The organism is Streptomyces sp. NPDC059895 (assembly GCF_042731035.1).
In the GTDB taxonomy this organism is placed as follows: domain Bacteria; phylum Actinomycetota; class Actinomycetes; order Streptomycetales; family Streptomycetaceae; genus Streptomyces.
Map to the genome: position 1 here is coordinate 1 of NZ_JBHWKO010000022.1, position 16981 is coordinate 16981.

The 16981-nt window shown below is 72.8% G+C and carries 16 protein-coding genes and 1 pseudogene; 13 read left to right on the forward strand and 4 right to left on the reverse strand.

Translation table 11 applies throughout. The features are described from left to right. Nucleotides 1-95 precede the first annotated feature (95 nt). Nucleotides 96-1451, reverse strand: coding sequence for a M14 family metallopeptidase (locus ACFV9M_RS23915; RefSeq protein WP_385067500.1), 1356 nt, complete (start codon nt 1449-1451; stop codon nt 96-98). 374 nt (nt 1452-1825) lie between these two features. Between ACFV9M_RS23915 and ACFV9M_RS23920 the strand changes: the two genes are divergently transcribed. The 4 genes from ACFV9M_RS23920 (at nt 1826) to ACFV9M_RS23935 (ending at nt 7651) form a co-directional block, all read left to right on the forward strand. Then, entirely contained in the window at nt 1826-4417 is a 2592-nt protein-coding gene (locus tag ACFV9M_RS23920) for a LuxR C-terminal-related transcriptional regulator (RefSeq protein WP_385067497.1), read from the forward strand. A 183-nt stretch (nt 4418-4600) separates the two neighbouring features. Then, nucleotides 4601-5509 carry an anti-sigma factor RsbA family regulatory protein gene (locus ACFV9M_RS23925; RefSeq protein ID WP_385067494.1) on the forward strand — a complete coding sequence of 303 codons (909 nt, stop codon included), beginning with the start codon at nt 4601-4603 and terminating at the stop codon, nt 5507-5509. Between the two features lie 137 nt (nt 5510-5646). Next, nucleotides 5647-6162, forward strand: a complete 516-nt coding sequence (locus tag ACFV9M_RS23930) for an ATP-binding protein (RefSeq protein WP_385067491.1) — start codon at nt 5647-5649, stop codon at nt 6160-6162. Between the two features lie 145 nt (nt 6163-6307). Continuing rightward, entirely contained in the window at nt 6308-7651 is a 1344-nt protein-coding gene (locus tag ACFV9M_RS23935) for an Nramp family divalent metal transporter (RefSeq protein ID WP_385067489.1), read from the forward strand. Between the two features lie 28 nt (nt 7652-7679). On the opposite strand, the gene ACFV9M_RS23940 is transcribed toward ACFV9M_RS23935, so the two are convergent. Both ACFV9M_RS23940 and ACFV9M_RS23945 read right to left on the reverse strand, forming a co-directional pair. Beyond that, nucleotides 7680-7952: a hypothetical protein gene (locus ACFV9M_RS23940; protein ID WP_385067486.1), complete on the reverse strand. Its 273-nt coding sequence runs from the start codon at nt 7950-7952 to the stop codon at nt 7680-7682. Between the two features lie 24 nt (nt 7953-7976). Beyond that, nucleotides 7977-8481: pseudogene (locus tag ACFV9M_RS23945) on the reverse strand (SigE family RNA polymerase sigma factor). Between the two features lie 138 nt (nt 8482-8619). Between ACFV9M_RS23945 and ACFV9M_RS23950 the strand changes: the two are divergent. Together ACFV9M_RS23950 and ACFV9M_RS23955 are read left to right on the forward strand one after the other, a co-directional pair. Next, a complete protein-coding gene (locus ACFV9M_RS23950) occupies nt 8620-9009 on the forward strand; it encodes a hypothetical protein (protein WP_385067483.1) in 390 nt (129 codons plus the stop codon). Between the two features lie 54 nt (nt 9010-9063). Further along, nucleotides 9064-9780 carry a hypothetical protein gene (locus tag ACFV9M_RS23955; protein WP_385067480.1) on the forward strand — a complete coding sequence of 239 codons (717 nt, stop codon included), beginning with the start codon at nt 9064-9066 and terminating at the stop codon, nt 9778-9780. Nucleotides 9781-9799: 19 nt separating this feature from the next. On the opposite strand, the gene ACFV9M_RS23960 is transcribed toward ACFV9M_RS23955, so the two are convergent. Next, the gene (locus ACFV9M_RS23960; RefSeq protein ID WP_385067478.1) at nt 9800-10561 is read right to left on the reverse strand and encodes an SDR family oxidoreductase; all 762 of its coding nucleotides are present in this window, start codon (nt 10559-10561) and stop codon (nt 9800-9802) included. 101 nt (nt 10562-10662) lie between these two features. Here ACFV9M_RS23960 and ACFV9M_RS23965 point away from each other — a divergent pair, with 101 nt between their 5' ends. The 7 genes from ACFV9M_RS23965 (at nt 10663) to ACFV9M_RS23995 (ending at nt 16956) form a co-directional block, all read left to right on the forward strand. Further along, nucleotides 10663-11526 carry a helix-turn-helix transcriptional regulator gene (locus ACFV9M_RS23965; RefSeq protein WP_385067476.1) on the forward strand — a complete coding sequence of 288 codons (864 nt, stop codon included), beginning with the start codon at nt 10663-10665 and terminating at the stop codon, nt 11524-11526. A gap of 290 nt (nt 11527-11816) precedes the next feature. Then, nucleotides 11817-12713 carry a hypothetical protein gene (locus ACFV9M_RS23970; RefSeq protein WP_385067473.1) on the forward strand — a complete coding sequence of 299 codons (897 nt, stop codon included), beginning with the start codon at nt 11817-11819 and terminating at the stop codon, nt 12711-12713. A gap of 69 nt (nt 12714-12782) precedes the next feature. Continuing rightward, nucleotides 12783-13490 (forward strand): Flp pilus assembly protein CpaB, encoded by a 708-nt coding sequence (gene cpaB, locus ACFV9M_RS23975; protein WP_385067470.1) that lies wholly within the window; start codon nt 12783-12785, stop codon nt 13488-13490. Between the two features lie 12 nt (nt 13491-13502). Further along, the gene (locus ACFV9M_RS23980) at nt 13503-14765 is read left to right on the forward strand and encodes a CpaE family protein (RefSeq protein WP_385067467.1); all 1263 of its coding nucleotides are present in this window, start codon (nt 13503-13505) and stop codon (nt 14763-14765) included. A 59-nt stretch (nt 14766-14824) separates the two neighbouring features. Next, a complete protein-coding gene (locus tag ACFV9M_RS23985) occupies nt 14825-15154 on the forward strand; it encodes a pilus assembly protein (RefSeq protein WP_385067511.1) in 330 nt (109 codons plus the stop codon). Nucleotide 15155: 1 nt separating this feature from the next. Further along, complete coding sequence (locus tag ACFV9M_RS23990) at nt 15156-15593, forward strand: TadE/TadG family type IV pilus assembly protein (protein WP_385067464.1); 438 nt, start codon at nt 15156-15158, stop codon at nt 15591-15593. 25 nt (nt 15594-15618) lie between these two features. Next, nucleotides 15619-16956, forward strand: coding sequence for a CpaF family protein (locus ACFV9M_RS23995; protein ID WP_385067460.1), 1338 nt, complete (start codon nt 15619-15621; stop codon nt 16954-16956). Nucleotides 16957-16981 lie beyond the last annotated feature (25 nt).

Sequence of the window (16981 nt, forward strand, 5' to 3'; positions counted from 1 at the left end):
ACCACGACTCGACCTGCTCCATCGTCAACGCGTCAGCACACAGTCGTATCAACGACCACCTGATACACCCCGTCACGCCAGATGCGGTTGCAGTACTAGCCGCAGTACTGGCTCTCCTTGCCGATCGACCGGTACATGCAGTCCGCGTTCTCCAGCAACTGGAGTACGGCGTCGCGGTTGCGCGCGGTCTCCCGCTCGATCACCTCGTCGGGCGGGTAGAACCCGCCCCCGCTCGCGGAGCCCGGGTACATCTCGAAGGTGAACCCGAAGATCCGGTGCGTGCCCCAGAGGTAGTCGTCGATCGACCCGTCCGTGATGTACAGGTCGCTCGACTGCTCCGGGGTGTACCCGTTGCTCGCGGCCATCGACTGCCCGACGGTGGCGAAGGCGTTGCGGTCGTCGGCCGTCATCCCGGTGGCCGTGTCGGCGGTGGTGTACCCGAAGGGCCACAGCACCAGTTCGCTGTAGGTGTGGAAGTCGATGCCGGCCTTGATCTGCTGGACTCCGCCGACGACCCGGCTCCGCACGAAGTCCGCGACCACCTTCACCTCGGGCGCCGACTCGGCCGCCGCCCCGCGGTACGTCTCGGAGGACGCCGAGCCCGACGAGCCGCCGCAGCATCCCCATCGGTAGGCCCAGTTGCGGTTGAGGTCCGTACCGACGTACGAGGAGCCGGAGTTGGGCTGGCGGTTCTTGCGCCACGAGCGGTAGGAGCCGGTGGCGACGTCGTACTCGCCGCCGTCCGGGTTGAGGTCGGGGACGATCCAGATCTCCCGGCCGTTCACCGCCTCGGTGACCCGGGAGTCGGTGCCGTACCCGGCGCCCAGCTCGCGTATCAGGTACAGGGCCATCTCCACGGTGAGGTGCTCGCGGGCGTGCTGGTGGTGGGTGAACAGCACCTCCGGCTCGGCCTCGTCGGTGGCCACGTTGTCGCTGATCTTGACGGCGACGATGTTCCGGCCCTGGTACGACGTGCCGATGACCCGCTTGCTCATGATGCCCGGGTAGGCGGCGATCCGCTGGTCGATCTCCGCCGTCATCTCCGCGTAGTTGTGGTACTGGGAGTCGGCGGAGGGGAAGTCGTACAGCCGCACCTCGCCCTCGGCGACGCGGTCCGGCGCGGAGCCCACCGGCGAGACCTCGTAGCCCTGGGCGCGCAGTTTCGCGATCTGGTCCGCGCGGCCGGAGACGACCACGGTCTCCTCGTCGGCCTCGTCCACGCTCACGCCGGACGCGGCGATCGCGGTGCGCGTCCGGGGCGTACTGGGGTGGAGGTGGATCTCGTACTGGCGGATGTCGTCGGCGGAGGCCGTGGCCTCCGGGGCGCCGCCCGCGGCCGCGGGCGTGACGGTCGCCGAGACCGGTGCCGCGAGGGCGAGGGCCATCAGGGCGGCGAGCGCGGCGGTCCGTCTGCCGCCGCGGACGCCTGAGCCGCGTATACGGAGTCGCATGAACTCTCCTCGGTTCTCCGGAAGTCCGGGGTCGCCGGACCCGTGGGGGAGTGGAGCGGGGGGTGGTGCCTCGTGCGACGTGCTGTGCGCCGGCCGTGCGCGGGGTCCGCTCATCGTCGGGCTATGACATGGTCAGGTCAAGTGTGAACGGAAGTGCCGATGACCGGAATCCGCCTGCGCGTCCGTCTCCGCGGGGCCGGGCCGGCCGCGCAGTGTAGGGCCCGGCGGCGATGCCGACCGGGTCCTCGAGGAAGGTCACCCGCAGGTGTGAGGCGGGCGTGCATATATGTACGGACCGGGGAAGGCTAGGGGTCCGCACGGAAGAGGAGCCGTATCCTCCGGCCCTCCGGACCCACCCGAAGGACTGGCTGATCATGGGCGGATCAGCGCCACGACGGGACTGCCGCCTGCCGGCGGAGACGACCAGTTTCGTCGACCGGCGGGCCGAACTGGCCGAAGGGCGCGAGTTGTTGGCCAGGGCCCGGCTGGTCACCCTGACCGGTCCCGGCGGCGTCGGCAAGACCCGTCTGGCCGGACGGCTCGCGGCCCGCGTCGCCCGGGCCTTCCCCGACGGCGTGCGCTTCGTGCACCTCTCCGGCCTGCACGACCCCGCCCTCGTCCCGCTCGCGGTCGCCGACGCGCTGGGGCTGCGCGACCACTCCGACCGCCCCGCGCTGGACGCCCTGGTGGAGCGGGTCCGCGACCGCCGCCTGCTGCTCGTCGTGGACAACTGTGAACACCTGCTGCCGACCTGCGCCGCCCTCGCCGACGCCCTGCTGAACGGCACCCCCGGCGTACGCCTCCTCGCCACCAGCCGGCACCGGCTCGGCCTCACGGAGGAACACCTCCTGGACGTACGGCCGCTGCCCGTCCCGGATCCCGACGGCGACCTCTCCGCCGCCGACGGCTACCCGGCCCTCGCCCTCTTCGCCGACCGTGCCGCCGCCGTCGTCCCCGGCTTCCGCCTCACCGCCGCCAACCGCGCCTCCGTCGCCCGCCTCTGCCGCCGCCTCGACGGCCTCCCCCTCGCCATCGAACTGGCCGCGGTCCGGATGCGGGTCCTCGGCGTCGACCAGCTCCTGCGCCGCCTCGACGACCGCTACCACCTGCTGACCACCGGCAGCCCCACCGACCCGCCCCGCCACCAGACCCTTCGCGCCGCGGTCGCCTGGAGCCACGACCTGTGCGGCGCGACGGAACAACTGGTCTGGGCCCGCCTGTCGGTCCTGGCGGGCAGCTTCGACCTGGAGACCGCGGAGGCGGTGTGCGGGGGGCCACCGACGGCGGACGGGCCACCGACGGCGGACGGGTCACCGATGGCGGACGGGTCACCGATGGCGGACGGGTCACCGATGGCGGACGGGTCACCGATGGCGGACGGGTCACCGATGGCGGACGGGTCACCGATGACGGACGGGCCCCCCACCGCACCCTCCGCTCCCCCGCTCCGCGCCCACGACGTCCTCGACGCCGTGGCCGGCCTGGTCGACAAGTCCGTCCTCAGCCGCGAGACGACCCCCACCGGCACCGTCCGCTACCGACTCCTGGACACCCTGCGCGACTACGGCCTGGAACGGCTGGGACAGCACCCCGGCGAGGAGCACACCACCCGCCTCCGCCTGCGCGACTGGATGCAGCACAGGGCCACCACCTGCGAACGGGACTGGTTCGGCCCGGACCAGCCCGGCATCGCCGCCCGCCTCCGCGCCGACCAGGACAACCTCCGCGCCGCCCTCGACTTCAGCCTCACCGCCCCCGGCGAGGCCCTCGCCGGACTGCGCCTGGCCGGCACCCTGTGGTTCCACTGGCACGCCTGCGGCGCACCCCGCGAGGGCCGTTACTGGCTCGACCGCGCCCTCGACGCCAGCCCCGGACCGACCCGGGAACGCGCCCGCGCCCTGTGGGTCGCCGGGCTCCTCGCCGGCTGTCCCGAGGACCTCACCCGGGGCCGCCGTCTCGCCGAACAGGCCCGCGACCTCGCCCACCGGCTCGGCGACGCCGCCGAGGCCGCCCACGCCGAGTACGCCGTCGGCGTGATCCGCCTCTTCAGCGACGACCTGTCCGGCGCCCTGGAACACTTCCGGGCCGGCGTCGAACGCGGCCGCGTCCCCGGCCAGCACCTCGGCCTCGTCGGCCTCGACCGCGTCGAACTCGCCTGCTCCCTGGCCCTGCTGGGCCACGCCGACGAGGCCGTCGCGGTCTGCGAGGAGACCCGTGCGCTGTGCGCCGCGCACGGCGAGCGCTGGGTGCTGTCGTACGTGGAGCGGATGCTGGCCCTGGCCCACAGCGTGAAGGGCGACTGGCGGCAGGCGGAGCGGCACGGCCGTGAGGCGCTGCGCCTGAAGCTCGCGGTGCACGACGTCGTCGGGATGGGCCTCACGCTCGACCTGCTGGCCCGGGTCGCGGCCGAGCGCGGCGCCCACGAGCGCGCGGCCGTCCTGCTGGGCGGCGCCGACCGCACCTGGGCGGACGTCGACCGCAGCCGCTGGGGATCGGCGTGCCTCAACTCCACCCGGCACGACAGCGAGGAACGGGCCTGCCGGGCACTGGGCCGGACCGCCTTCCGCCGGGCCTACGAGCGGGGCGCCGCCCTCCCCCTCACCGATCTCGTCGCCCACGCCCTGAGCGACGACAACCCCGTCCGGCGGCGCCCGCCGGTCCCGCGCCCGGCGGCCTCCGGGCACCGGCGGCCCGACAGCCCCCCGGCCGCCGTCCGCACACCCCGTCCGCACGCACCCGCCGCGAGCCCGCGGCCCCCGGGCGACGCCCCGCCGGACGCCGTCCGCCTCACCCGCCGCGAGGCCCAGGTCGCCGAACTCGTCGCCGAGGGCCTCGCCAACCAGCAGATCGCCGACCGCCTGGTGATCGCCCGCCGCACCGCCGAAGGGCACGTCGAACGGATCCTCAGCAAGCTCGGCTTCAGCAACCGCAGCCAGATCGCCGCATGGGTGACGGCCCAACGGTGAGACCCCCGCACCCTCCCGGCACCACTCACCTCCTCCGAGCCCGCGCCCCCTCCCGCCTCTCCTCTCCTCCGAGCCCGCGCCCCCTCCCGCCTCTCCTCCCCTCCGCCTCCCGCCTTCCGCCCATCCGCCCACCCGCCTCTCCACCCACCGCCAACCGCCTCGCACACCGAAGTTGAGGGCCAGATGACCGCTCGACCCGTCCACCCACCGGTGGCATTCGACCACCGCATGGCCGCCCCCACCACGGACGACGCCTTCCTGGCCGCCGCCCTTCCCTTCCTCGCCGAAGGACTCGCGGCCCCCGACGAACCCCCGCCCCTGGCCATCGCGGCCCCCGCCAAACTGGACCTCCTGCGCGACGCCCTCGGCGCCGACGCCGCACGGATCGGCTTCGTCCCGCACACCGACTGGTACTCCGGCTCCGCCGCCAACGCCGTGGCCCGGGCCGCCGAGCACCTGTCCGGGCACACCGGTCCGGACGGCCGCGTCCACCTGCTGATGGAACCGGTGTGGAACGGACGGGCCGGCCGCTCACCGCGCGAGAGCGCCGAGTGGATCCGCTACGAGGCCCTCTCCAACCTCCTCTTCGCCGAGGCCGCCACCACCGCGCTGTGCGTCTACGACACCCGCACCGCCGGCTCCGCCCTCGTGGCCGCCGCCCGCCGCGCCCACCCCGGCACGGGCGTGTACGAGGATCCGCTCCGGCTCGTGGCCGAGCTGGAGGCCGTACCGCTGCCCCCGCCCCCGCCGGACGCGCGCCGCCTCACCGTGCCCGAAGCGGACACCGTGCGGGACTGGGCCGCGGGACGCGGGATGGGCGGCGCCGACGCCGAGCGGTTCGCGGCGGCCGTCGCGGTGGCGGCCGCGCTCGGCCCGGTCACCGGCGCCGTGCTGTGGGGCGAGCCCCCCGGCTGCGTCTGCGAACTGACCCTGGCCCAGCGGATCGACGACCCGCTCATCGGCTTCGCCCCGCCGGCCACCCCCGGCCTGGAGCCCGGCCAGGGCCTCTGGTTCGCCCGCCAGGTGTGCGCCTACGTCGACCTCCGCGACGCCGACGACGGGGGCACCGCCGTACGCCTCCAGTACGTCTGACACGTAGCCCTCCGTACGGAGACCGAGGGACCCATGGGTCCCCCCGTAGGTCCCACGGGTCCCCCCGCGTCCCCACAGGTACGGAATCGGGTAGTCCTCCCCGTGTACGGGCCGCCCGGCCCGGCCATCCTGAAGCCATGCCGGAACTCTCAGGGGGGCGCCTTCCGGAGCCCGACGCTCCGTACGGCGCCTGTCTGCAACCGCCCCTCGGGGCGGGCCATCTCAGTGTCGGGTACGACCTCCGGCCGCCCGCGGTCGGTCAGGCGCGCGCCGAGGTGCGCCGGCAGCTGGAGCGCTGGGGGCTGGCGGACCGGGGCGACCTGGCCGACACGGCCGTCCTGCTCGTCAGCGAGCTGGCCACCAACGCCCTGCTGCGCCACCACGGCCGGGACGGCGTGGGAGGCGCCCCCGCCGTGCGGCGCTTCCAGCTCACGCTGTCCGCCGCGCACGGGGTGCTGCGCTGCGAGGTGACCGACGCCGGGCGCCGTACCTCGCAGGTGACGGAGGCGGGCTGTGCGCAGACCTGCCGGGGGATGTTCCTGCTGGAGGCGCTCGCCCGTCGCTGGGGCTGCCGCCAGGACGGTTCGGGCACGACCGTGTGGTTCGAACTCGGCACGTGCGGGTGCGGCGACTGCGGCCGGCGCCGGCCGTAGCACCCCGCCCGGCCCGCACCCGCCCGGCCCGCGCGCCGACCGCCGCCTCGGACGGGTCACGGGGCCGACCGTTGCTTGGGCACATCGGGTGGAGATCGCGCACGCACCCTTGCCGGACCGCCGCCGTTGGGCTTTCTTGACCCTCATGGCGGACACCACGGGCAACCCCACGGACTCCGAGGCCTCCGAGGCCTCCGAGGCACCAGCCGGCGGCGACGGCCCCACCCCCCGCAAGGCCAGTTGGCGTCACATCGGCCCCGGCATCGTCGTCGCCGCGACCGGCGTCGGCGCCGGCGACCTGGTCGCCACCCTCATCGCCGGCAGCAATTTCGGCTACACCCTGCTGTGGGCGGCGATCATCGGCTGCCTGGTCAAGATCTCCCTGGCGGAGGCGGCCGGCCGCTGGCACCTGTCCACCGGCCGCACCCTGTTCGACGGCTGGGCGAGCCTCGGCCGCTGGACGACGTACTTCTTCGTCGTCTACGTCGTCGTCTGGGGCTTCGTCTACGGCGCGGCGGCGATGTCGTCCAGCGCGCTGCCGCTCCAGGCCCTCTTCCCCGGCGTGATGGACCTCGAGTGGTGGGCCGTCGCCTGCGGGCTGGTGGGCCTGGTGTTCGTCTGGTTCAACAAGTACGCGGTCTTCGAGAAGGTCATGACGGTCCTGGTGGGCGTCATGTTCGTGGTGACGGTGTACCTGGCGATCCGAGTCACCCCGAACCTGGCCGACGCCTTCGCGGGCCTGCTGCCGGTCCTGCCCGACGAGAAGGACTCGGTCCTCAACACCCTCGGCCTGATCGGCGGCGTCGGCGGCACCATCACCCTCGCGGCCTACGGGTACTGGGTCAACGCCAAGGGCTGGACCGACACCGGCTGGATGAAGGTGATGCGCCTGGACAACCGCGTCGCCTACGCCACCACCGGCGTCTTCGTCATCGCCATGCTGTTCGTCGGCGCGGAACTGCTGCACTCCGCGAACATCGCCCTCGCGAGCGGCGACAAGGGCCTCATCCAGCTCGGCGACATCCTGGAGGAGGAGTACGGCACGGCGACGGCCAAGTTCTTCCTCATCGGCTTCTTCGCCACCTCCTTCACCTCCCTGATCGGCGTCTGGCACGGCGTGAGCCTGATGTTCGCCGACTTCGTCGCCCGCTACCGCAGCCGCGGGCGGACGACCGGCGCGGAGGTCGCCTCCGGCGAACGCGAACGGTCCTGGCCGTTCCGCGCCTACCTGCTGTGGCTGACCTTCCCGCCGATCGTCCTGCTCTTCCAGGGCGAGCCGTTCCGCCTGATCATCCTCTACGGCGTGCTCGGCGCGGCCTTCCTGCCGTTCCTCTCCCTCACCCTGATCTGGCTCCTCAACTCCTCCCGCACGCCCCGCGAGTGGCGCAACGGATGGGTCAGCAACGGCATGCTCGTGGTGGCCGCGCTGCTGTTCCTGGTGCTGTGCGTGAAGCAGATCGGGGACCAGCCGTGGTCGGAGTTCTTCTGAGCGGTGCGAGGGGCGCGAGGGGTGTCCCTCAGAGCAGCTCCGGCCACTTCGGGCTGAGGGCGATCTCCCGCAGCCGGGCGAGGGTGAGGGCGGGGTCGGTGCGGGTCGCGGCGGTCTCCTGGCTGCCGGAGTTGAAGGCGCTGATCACCACGCGCACGCCGTCCTCGCGCATCGTGTCGACGCTCCACATCACGACCCCCGCGCCGCCCTTCTCGCCCGGTTCCCGCCTCGTCGTGACGAGGGTGCCGTCGGGCAGGGTCCCGGAGCCGGTGCCGTACAGCTCGCCGGCGACGTCGGACATGTCGGGCTGCACGTTGATCTGGACTTAGCTCTCGCCCTTGCCGTCGTCCACGACGACGACCCGCAGCCGTCCGAGGGCCCGCAACACACCGCGTCCGTACGGCGGCGGAGCCGGCGTTCGTCGCCCGGGCCGTCTCCTCGACGGACCGGTCCTCCCAGTACCGCAGGACGACCACCGCCCGGTCCTTGGCGGGCAGCCGCCCGAGGGCCTGCACCAGCGTCAGCCGCAACGGCACGTCGGAGCCGCCGCCGTCCACCCGCTCCGGCAGGACGTCCACGGCCCGCTCCCCGCTGCTGCGCCGCCGCTGATGGGCGAGGAACACGCGGGTGAGCACGGTCTGCGCGTATCCGGCGGGGTTGTCGGCCCGCGCGACCCGCCCCCAGCGGACGTACAGCCTGCCGAGGGTCTCCTGCACCAGGTCCTCGGCGAGGTGTGTGTCCCCCGCGGTGAGCAGACACGCGGACCGGTACGACTGCCCGGCGCGCGCCGCAGCGAACTCCGCGTACTCGTCCGCGCGCGCCTGTCTCATGGAGCCCCCCAGCCGATGGACGCGCGACGCCTTGCCGTCCGCCCTCACCTCATTGATGCGGTGGGCCGGAGGAAATGTTTCAGGGAGACGGAAGAATATGGCCCGACTCGTTCACCGCGCCGCCCGAGGAGCCTCCGGATGACCCACCAGCCCCCGCCCCCGGGCTTCGGCCCGCCCCCGCCCGTGTACGCCTACCCCGCCGTTCCGGCCCCGGGACACGCCGCCCCGGCGCCCCCACCCGTGCCGGCCGGGCCGGAGTTCCTGGCGGTCGACAGGCACAACTCGGTCGTCGTCGACGCCTCGGGCGTGGCCTTCGAGATGTACGGCGTGTCGGCGGACTTCGACTGGCCCGAGATCCGCAGCGTCCACTACAAGGCGAGCCCCAACGGCAAGGCCCTGATGGTGGCGGTCGTCCACGCCGACGGAAGGGTCTACGAGGCCGTGGTGGACGCCAAGCCGCGGGAGAAACTGGCGGGCTGGTTCGCGCAGTTGGCGTGGGTGCTGGGGTACTACCGGCCGATGGGGTAGCCGGGAGGGCTGGATAGGGTGCTCCACCGACCGCCGATCGACAACGGAGACGTCGTGAGCACACCCCCGCCTCCCCACCACCCTCCGGCCGGCCACCCGGCGTACGCGCCCGCGTCGCACCCTTATCCGCAGCCGGGTCCGGCCGCCGCCCCCGGGTGCCAGATCTGCGGAGCCGCCCCGGCCGTGCCGGTGACCGTCCGAGGTCATCAGGGCCTGATCGTGCTGATGCGCTTCCTGCGGCGGCAGGGCGTGTTCTGCCGGTTCTGCGGGCTGGCCGTCTTCCGTGAGATGCAGGCGGACACCATGCTGCAGGGCTGGTGGGGCCCGCTGTCGCTGCTCATCACCCCCGTAACCCTGCTGATGAACCTCGGCGCCCGGTCCGCCCTGCTCCGTCTCCCCGAGCCCACGACCTGGGGCGGCCGCCCGCCGCTCGACCCGGGCAAGCCCCTGATGAGACGCCCGGCCGGCGTGGTCGCCCTCGTGCCCCTCTCCCTGCTCGGCCTGCTCGTGACGGCCGTCCCCGTACTGATGATCGTCGGCCTGGCGAGCGGAGACAGCAGCCCGAAACCCCTCACCGTCGGTTCCTGCGCCCGCAACGACGGCTCCTGGACCGACCAGGACCTGAACGAAGAGCCGTGCGGCTCGTCGGACGCGCGGTACCGGGTTCTGGAGCCGGGAACGGACGGCTGCGAGGACGGCGACTACCTCGCATACCCGGAGTACAGCGAGGACGGCACCACGAGCCTGTGCCTGCGGCCGCTGAACCAGTGAGCACGCTGCCCGCCGGGAGTCAGACGGGCTGGCCGATCGGACGGATCGTCACCGTGTTGAGGTCGACGCCTGCCGGCTGGTCGAGCGCGAAGCCGATCGCCTCGGCCACCGCATCCGGGCTCATCGCGATGGGAGGAGCCTGACCGTGCCAGAACGCGGTGTCGATCATGCCTGGGTTCACGACCGTGACTCCGATGCCGCGGGTCGTGGCGTGCAGGCGGAGGTTCTCGGCGAAGCCGACCACTGCCCACTTCGTGGCGGAGTAGAGGTTGCCCGGGCTGTTCTTGATCCCGGCCACGCTGCCGATGAGCACCAGCCGGCCGCGGGACTGCTCGAGGTGGGGCAGGGCCGCCTTGGCCAGCAGAGCCGGGCCGAGCACGTTGGCGAGTACCATCGGTGCCCACAGCTCCGGATCGCCGCCGTCGACGACGCCGGCACCGCCCGTCCGGAAGTGGTCCGCGGACGCGCCGCCTGCGTTCGCGATGGCCGCGTCGAGCGATCCGAAGCGTTCCACCGTGCTGGTGACCGCCGTGTTCGTGGAGTCCCAGTCGGAGGCATCCGCTACCAGGCCCAGGACGCGGTCCGCGTGGCCGACTTCGTCGAGGAAGGCCTTGAGCCGACCAGGGTCGCGCCCGGTGACGGCGACCCGGTGGCCACGCACGAGCAGGAGCCGAGCGGTCGCGGCGCCGATCCCGCTCGTGCCACCGGTGATCAGGACCGTCTTTCCAGCGACCGGCGATGCGCCGGAGTCGGTGAGTGTGTCCGTGAGTGAGATGTTCATGGCGTCCACTCTGTGGCGCGGCGCGGGCCCGCGACAGTTGCTTCCAAAGGTGGGGACGCCGTCCCCTGGCGCCAACGGCGCCGCCCAGGGAGGCTGTGCCCATGCCGAACACGAGGTACTCCGAACTCGGTGGCTTCCTGCGTTCGCGACGCGAGCGGATCCGCCCCGGGGAGGTCGGGCTCGCGCCCGGCCCGCGGCGCCGCGTCCCCGGTCTGCGTCGCGACGAGGTCGCCGTTCTGGCCGGCGCCTCGGTGGAGTACTACACCGAGCTCGAGCGCGGTGCCGGCTCGCAGCCCTCCGACCAGATGCTCGCCGCGCTCGCCCGCGCCCTGCGCCTCAGTCGCGACGAACGCGACCATCTGTACCGGTTGGCGAACCGCCCGATCCCGCATCAGGGCGGGACGGCGTCTCACGTCCACCCCGCGATGTTCGACCTGCTGACACGAATCGACGGGACCCCGGCGATGGTGAGCACCGACCTGCACACCGTTCTGGTCCAGAACCCGCTCGCCATCGCGATGCTCGGCGACCTGTCCGCACACCGCGGCCGCGCGGCGAGCTTCATCCACCGATGGTTCACCGACCCGGCCTCGCGGCAGATCTACCCGCACGAGGACCTCGCCCCGCAGTCACGCTCGTTCGTTGCCGACCTGCGCGCGGCAGTCGGGCGACGCAGCCCGGGCGACGCCGAGGCGACCAAGCTGGTGGACGAACTGCTGCGGCAGTCGCCGGAGTTCCAGGCGCTCTGGGCCGACCAGGACGTGGAGGTGCGCAGAGACGAGCGCAAGCGGATCGTCCACCCCACCGTTGGCATGCTCGACCTCGACTGCCTCAGCCTCTTCAGCGAGGACGGCCGCCAGCGGTTGCTCTGGTTCACCCCACGCGCCGGGACCGACACCGCCGAGAAGCTCGCGCTGCTGACCGTCGTGGGCGCACAGGCGATGCAAACCGAACCAGTCCGATGAACCGATCGAGGAGGTACCGCTCGAGCGATGGACGCGACCGGCCGATCGTCACCGTCTAGGCCGTTTCTGATGGCTCTTGGGCGAGGTGGAGGATGCCGTGTGGGCAACCTGTGCCGGTTTGGCGGGACTTGCGCGAAGAAGAGTTGCTTCGCAGCCGTGGAAGTGCCACGGAAAGTGGTTCTCCGGCCACAGGGCCGTGGATACAGTGCTGAGGTAGTCACGCAATGAAGTCACCCCGGTGCGCCGGAGTAACACCGGTGGGCCGGACCGCGGGAATCGGGGAGCTGCGCGTGCCAACAGCCATTGCCGTGACCGGCGCCGACCTGGCGCTGCCACCGCAGGACGAGCGGACCCTGCCCGCCGCCGTGCTCGACGGCCTGGACCGCCGGCCCCTCGACCAGGCCGTCGCCGACGTCCAGGCACTCGTCGAACAGCACGGCCACCTCGTCGTCGTCTACTCGCGGGCCGTCCCGCCGGCCGTCGAACACCGGTTGCACACCGTCCGCTCCCTCCTGGAGAGCGACCGCATCGCCCTGTTCCGGCCCGACCTGCCCCCGCTCGGACTCGCCGTACTGGCCCGCCAGCTGCGCCAGCTCGCCTCCTGCGACCTCAGCCCCGGCGTCCTCGCCTCGGCGGGCCGGCTGCTCACCCACTACCTCCACGCCGGCGCCCTCCTCGCCTCCGTCGCCCGGCTCGACCGGGTCCCCGTCGGCCTGAAGTCGCACGCCCGCTCCTGGGTCCCGGGCAGTCAGTTCGGGGTCCTCGCCCACCCGCAGCCGCAGTTGGTGAAGGCCGGACCCGACACCGTCCTCCAGGGGCCCGAGTTCGGTACGTGGATGCTGGTCGCCCGCGGACAGCTCCCGGCCGACTGGGTCACCGGCACCCTCGCCCCCGCCTGGCGGGTCCAGGGCCTGCGCGAGACGGAGCTGCCCGCCGAGTCCGCCGACTGGTGGGGCACCGGCAGGCTCGTCGAGTTCTGCGCCTACCTCCCCGACCTGTCGGTCCTCTACCAGCTCGTCACCTCGGTACGGCAGACCGTCTGCCACTGGTGCGGCATCGACGTCATCGGCGACCGCTGCGTCTTCTGCTCCGCCACCCCGCCGCCCGCCCACGACACGACCCACCCCGTCCGCGCGCTCACCGCGGGCGGCGGCCGCCACAGCCGCGCACTCACCGCCGGCGGCTGACCCGGGTCCACCGCCCCGCCCGCCCGCTCCCGTCCGCACGACCCGACCCCCAACGAGGTTGCACGGTTCATGAACTCCCGTCAGCGCCGCGGCGTGATCCTCCTGCTCCTGTCCGTGTTGTGTGCCCTCGGCGCCTTCGCCGGCGTCCTCTCCGTCATCGACGACGTGGAGTCCAAGGTCGGCCCCGAGGTCGCCGCCTACCGGCTCAGTACCGATATCGCGCCCTACACCCCGCTCACCACGGGCCAGTTCGAGAAGATAGCGATGCCCGAGCGGTGGCTGTCCGAGAACGCGGTGACCGATCTCGCCGCCATCCGCGGGAAGATCGCCGTGACGACCCTGAAGAAGGGCTCGCTGCTCCAGAGCGACATGATCGTCGACCAGCCCGCCCTCCAGCCCGGCCAGCAGGAGGTCGCCATCATGATCGACGCCGCCACCGGCGTCGCCGGCAAGATCACCCCGGGCTCCTCGGTCAACGTCTACGCCACCTTCGAGGGCGCCAGGGAGAGCGACCCCGACCAGTCGAAGATCATCGTCACCAACGCCCGCGTCCTCGACGTCGGCGAGCTGACGGCCCTTGAACCCGACGCCGACAACCGCGCGCAGCAGCCCACCGACGCCGTCCCCATCACCTTCGCCCTGTCCACGCTCGACGCCCAGCGCATCACGTACGCCGAGTCGTTCGCCAAACGCGTCCGGCTGGCGCTGGTGGCGCCCGGCACCGACACCGCGGTCCCCGACCAGGACCGCACGTACGAACTCGCCACGGACAAGTAAGGGGCCGCCGCCATGCCCACGAGGATCCTCCCGGCCGTCGGCGACGCGGACGCGGCCCGCTCCCTCACCACCCTGCTGAGCCAGCTCCCGGACGCCGAACCCGTCACCCCCGTCACCGACTCCACCCAGCTGGTCGACGCCCTCGGCCGCCTCGCCGCGGAGTCCGTCGACGAACTGCCCGAGGTGGTCGTCGTCCACGAACGCGTCGGCCCCGTACCGGCGTTGGAGCTGGTCCGCGAGGTCGCCCTGCGCTTCCCGGCGGTCGGCGTCATCCTCGTCACCACCGACGCGAGCCCCGGCCTCTTCGCCGCGGCCATGGACTCCGGCGCCCGCGGCCTGGTCACCCTCCCCCTCGACTACGAGGAACTGGCCAGCCGCGTCCAGGCGGTCGCCCGGTGGTCGGTCGGCGTACGCCGCCATCTCGGCCACGGCGGCGACGTGTTCACCGGCGTCGGCGGCACCGTCGTCACCGTCAGCGGCGCGAAGGGAGGCGTGGGCGCGACCCTCACGGCCGTCCAGCTCGCCCTCGCCGCCCAGGCGTCCGGCCGTTCCACCGCCCTGGTCGACCTGGACCTCCAGACCGGCGACATCGCCTCCTACCTGGACGTCCAGTTCCGCCGCTCGGTCGTCGACCTCGCCGCCATCACCGACATCTCGCCCCGCATCCTGGCCGAGGCGGTCTTCCGCCACGACACCGGCGTGGCCCTCCTCCTCGCCCCCGGCGAGGGCGAACGCGGCGAGGAGGTCACCGACCGCGCGGCCCGCCAGATCATCAGCGCCCTGCGCTCCCGCTACGAGGTCGTCGTCGTCGACTGCGGCGCCCAGCTCGGCGGCGCCGGGGCCGCCGTCGTCGAGATGGCCGACACGGCCGTGCTGGTCACCACCCCGGACGTGGTGGCCGTACGGGGCGCCAAACGCGCCGTCCGCATGTGGGACCGCCTCCAGATCCGCAAGGCCGAGGAGACCACCGTCGTGGTCAACCGGCACAGCCGCGCCACCGAGATCCAGCCCGCGCTCATCCAGAAGATCACCGGTACGGCCATGGCCACGACCACGATCCCCGCCCACTTCAAGGAACTCCAGGCCGCCGTCGACGCCGGCCGCCTCCACGCCCTCGACGCCAAGGGCGCCGTCCGCCAGGCCACCTGGGCGCTCGCGGGGGAGCTGGGCCTGGTGAGGACACCGGAGGGCACCGACCGCAGGCACGGACGGGCGCGGGGCGGGCCCCGGGGCGGGGACCGGGGGTCGGTGGGGTTCCGGCGGAGGAGGGAGTGAGGGTGACGTCACGGCGGCACAAGGACGACCGGGGTCAGGTCACGATCGAGTTGCTCGGCATGACCCCGCTCATCATCGTGACCCTGGTGGTCGTGTGGCAGTTCGTGCTGGTGGGGTACACCTTCACGCTCGCGGGGAATGCTGCCGACGAGGCGGTGCGGGCGGGGACGGCGGCGCATCGGGGGGAGCGGCAGGCCGTGTGCGAACAGGCGGGCACGCAGAAGCTGTCGGGCGCGTGGCAGTCCGGCGCCCAGATCGACTGCGGGTGGTCCGCGGAGTACGTGACGGCCCGGGTCACCCTGCGGGTCCCCGTCCTCTTCCCCGGCACGATCTCCTTCCCGTTCGAGGTGCACGGTCATGCGGGCGCGGTCGAGGAGGAGGACGACTGAGATGGCGTACGAGCACCGTGACCGGCGGTGGGACGGCTACCGGGACTGCCGGCGGTTCACCCCCCGCGGGGGGCGCCGCGACCGCGTCCGCGAGCTCCGCCGCGACCGGGGCCAGGTCGCCCTCGAATACCTCGGCTTCGTGCCGATCCTGCTCCTCGTCGCCCTGGCCGCCGTCCAGTTGGGCCTGATCGCGTACACGGCCCAGCAGGCGGGGACGGCGGCCCGGGCCGGAGCCCGCAGCGCCTCCCTCGACAAGGGCGCCCAGCAGGCCTGCCAGGGCGCGGTCAGCTCCTGGCTGGCCGGCGGCACCAGCTGCACGAGCGCCGGTCTGGGCGACGAGGTCCGGGTCACCGCCGGCGTCACCATCCCGTCCGTCATCCCCGGGATCGGCGACTTCGGCCAGGCCCGCAAGACGGCCACGATGCCGGTCGACCACTGAAGGCCAGCGAAGGAAGGCACCGGACATGAGCCTGCGCGCACGCATCACCTCGCCCGAGGAGAACACCGGCCGGGGCGAGGACGGCCACCTGGTCGCCTCCTACCGGGCCAAGCTGCTGGAGGAGATCGACCTCGCGGAGATGAGCGCGCTGGCGGCGGCGGAGCGCAGGGCCCGCCTGGAGCGGGTGCTGGGGCACATCATCAGCCGCGAGGGCCCCGTGCTGTCCACCGCGGAACGCTCCCAGCTCATCCGCCGGGTGGTCGACGAGGCACTCGGCCTGGGCATCCTGGAGCCGCTCCTGGAGGACGCGTCCATCACGGAGATCATGGTCAACGGCCCCGACGCGATCTTCGTGGAACGGGCCGGCCGGGTCGAGCAGCTCCCGATCCGCTTCGCGTCGAACGACCAGCTCATGCAGACCATCGAACGCATCGTCTCCACGGTCAACCGCCGCGTCGACGAAACCAACCCGATGGTCGACGCCCGCCTCCCCTCCGGCGAACGCGTCAACGTCATCATCCCCCCGCTGTCGCTGACCGGCCCCACCCTCACCATCCGCCGCTTCCCGCGCTCCTTCACCCTGCACGAACTGATCGGCTTCGGCTCCCTCGACGAGCACATGGTGTACCTGCTGGCGGGCCTGGTGCAGGCGAAGTTCAACGTGATCGTCTCCGGCGCGACCGGCACGGGCAAGACGACACTGCTCAACGCCCTCTCGGGCCTGATCCCCGACGGCGAACGCATCATCACCATCGAGGACTCCGCGGAACTCCAGCTCCAGCAGTCGCACGTGATCCGCCTGGAGTCCCGCCCCCCGAACGTCGAGGGCAAGGGCCGCATCACCATCCGCGACCTGGTCCGCAACTCGCTGCGCATGCGCCCCGACCGGATCGTGGTCGGCGAGGTCCGCGGCGGCGAGTCGCTCGACATGCTCCAGGCCATGTCGACGGGCCACGACGGCTCCCTCGCCACGGTCCACGCCAACAGCGCCGAGGACGCCCTGATGCGCCTGCAGACGCTGGCCTCCATGTCGGACGTCGAGATCCCCTTCGTCGCCCTCCACGACCAGATCAACAGCGCGGTGGACGTCATCATCCAGCTCACCCGCTTCGCCGACGGCGCCCGCCGCATCACCGAGATCGCCCTCCTCGACAGCCACGGCGGCGAGCCCTACCGGCTGGCGACGATCGCCCGCTTCCACGCCCGGCCGATGACGGCGGACGGCCGCATCCACGGCTCCTTCGAGTACTTCCCGTTGCCGCGCCGCGCCGCCGACCGCCTCTACATGGCGAGCCAGCCCATCCCGCAGGCCTTCGGCGTGGCCCGCACGCTCGACGAACTGACGACCCGAGAAGCCCGGTAGAGCAGGACGGACAGGACGGACAGGA

Coding starts and splice junctions, on each gene's coding strand:
- ACFV9M_RS23935 (WP_385067489.1), top strand. CDS start 6,308: ATGGCGGACACCACGGGCAACCCCACGGACTCCGAGGCCTCCGAGGCC.
- cpaB (WP_385067470.1), top strand. CDS start 12,783: ATGAACTCCCGTCAGCGCCGCGGCGTGATCCTCCTGCTCCTGTCCGTG.
- ACFV9M_RS23925 (WP_385067494.1), top strand. CDS start 4,601: ATGACCGCTCGACCCGTCCACCCACCGGTGGCATTCGACCACCGCATG.
- ACFV9M_RS23940 (WP_385067486.1), bottom strand. CDS start 7,952: ATGTCCGACGTCGCCGGCGAGCTGTACGGCACCGGCTCCGGGACCCTG.
- ACFV9M_RS23915 (WP_385067500.1), bottom strand. CDS start 1,451: ATGCGACTCCGTATACGCGGCTCAGGCGTCCGCGGCGGCAGACGGACC.
- ACFV9M_RS23920 (WP_385067497.1), top strand. CDS start 1,826: ATGGGCGGATCAGCGCCACGACGGGACTGCCGCCTGCCGGCGGAGACG.
- ACFV9M_RS23980 (WP_385067467.1), top strand. CDS start 13,503: ATGCCCACGAGGATCCTCCCGGCCGTCGGCGACGCGGACGCGGCCCGC.
- ACFV9M_RS23950 (WP_385067483.1), top strand. CDS start 8,620: ATGACCCACCAGCCCCCGCCCCCGGGCTTCGGCCCGCCCCCGCCCGTG.
- ACFV9M_RS23990 (WP_385067464.1), top strand. CDS start 15,156: ATGGCGTACGAGCACCGTGACCGGCGGTGGGACGGCTACCGGGACTGC.
- ACFV9M_RS23930 (WP_385067491.1), top strand. CDS start 5,647: ATGCCGGAACTCTCAGGGGGGCGCCTTCCGGAGCCCGACGCTCCGTAC.
- ACFV9M_RS23965 (WP_385067476.1), top strand. CDS start 10,663: ATGCCGAACACGAGGTACTCCGAACTCGGTGGCTTCCTGCGTTCGCGA.
- ACFV9M_RS23960 (WP_385067478.1), bottom strand. CDS start 10,561: ATGAACATCTCACTCACGGACACACTCACCGACTCCGGCGCATCGCCG.
- ACFV9M_RS23985 (WP_385067511.1), top strand. CDS start 14,825: ATGACCCCGCTCATCATCGTGACCCTGGTGGTCGTGTGGCAGTTCGTG.
- ACFV9M_RS23995 (WP_385067460.1), top strand. CDS start 15,619: ATGAGCCTGCGCGCACGCATCACCTCGCCCGAGGAGAACACCGGCCGG.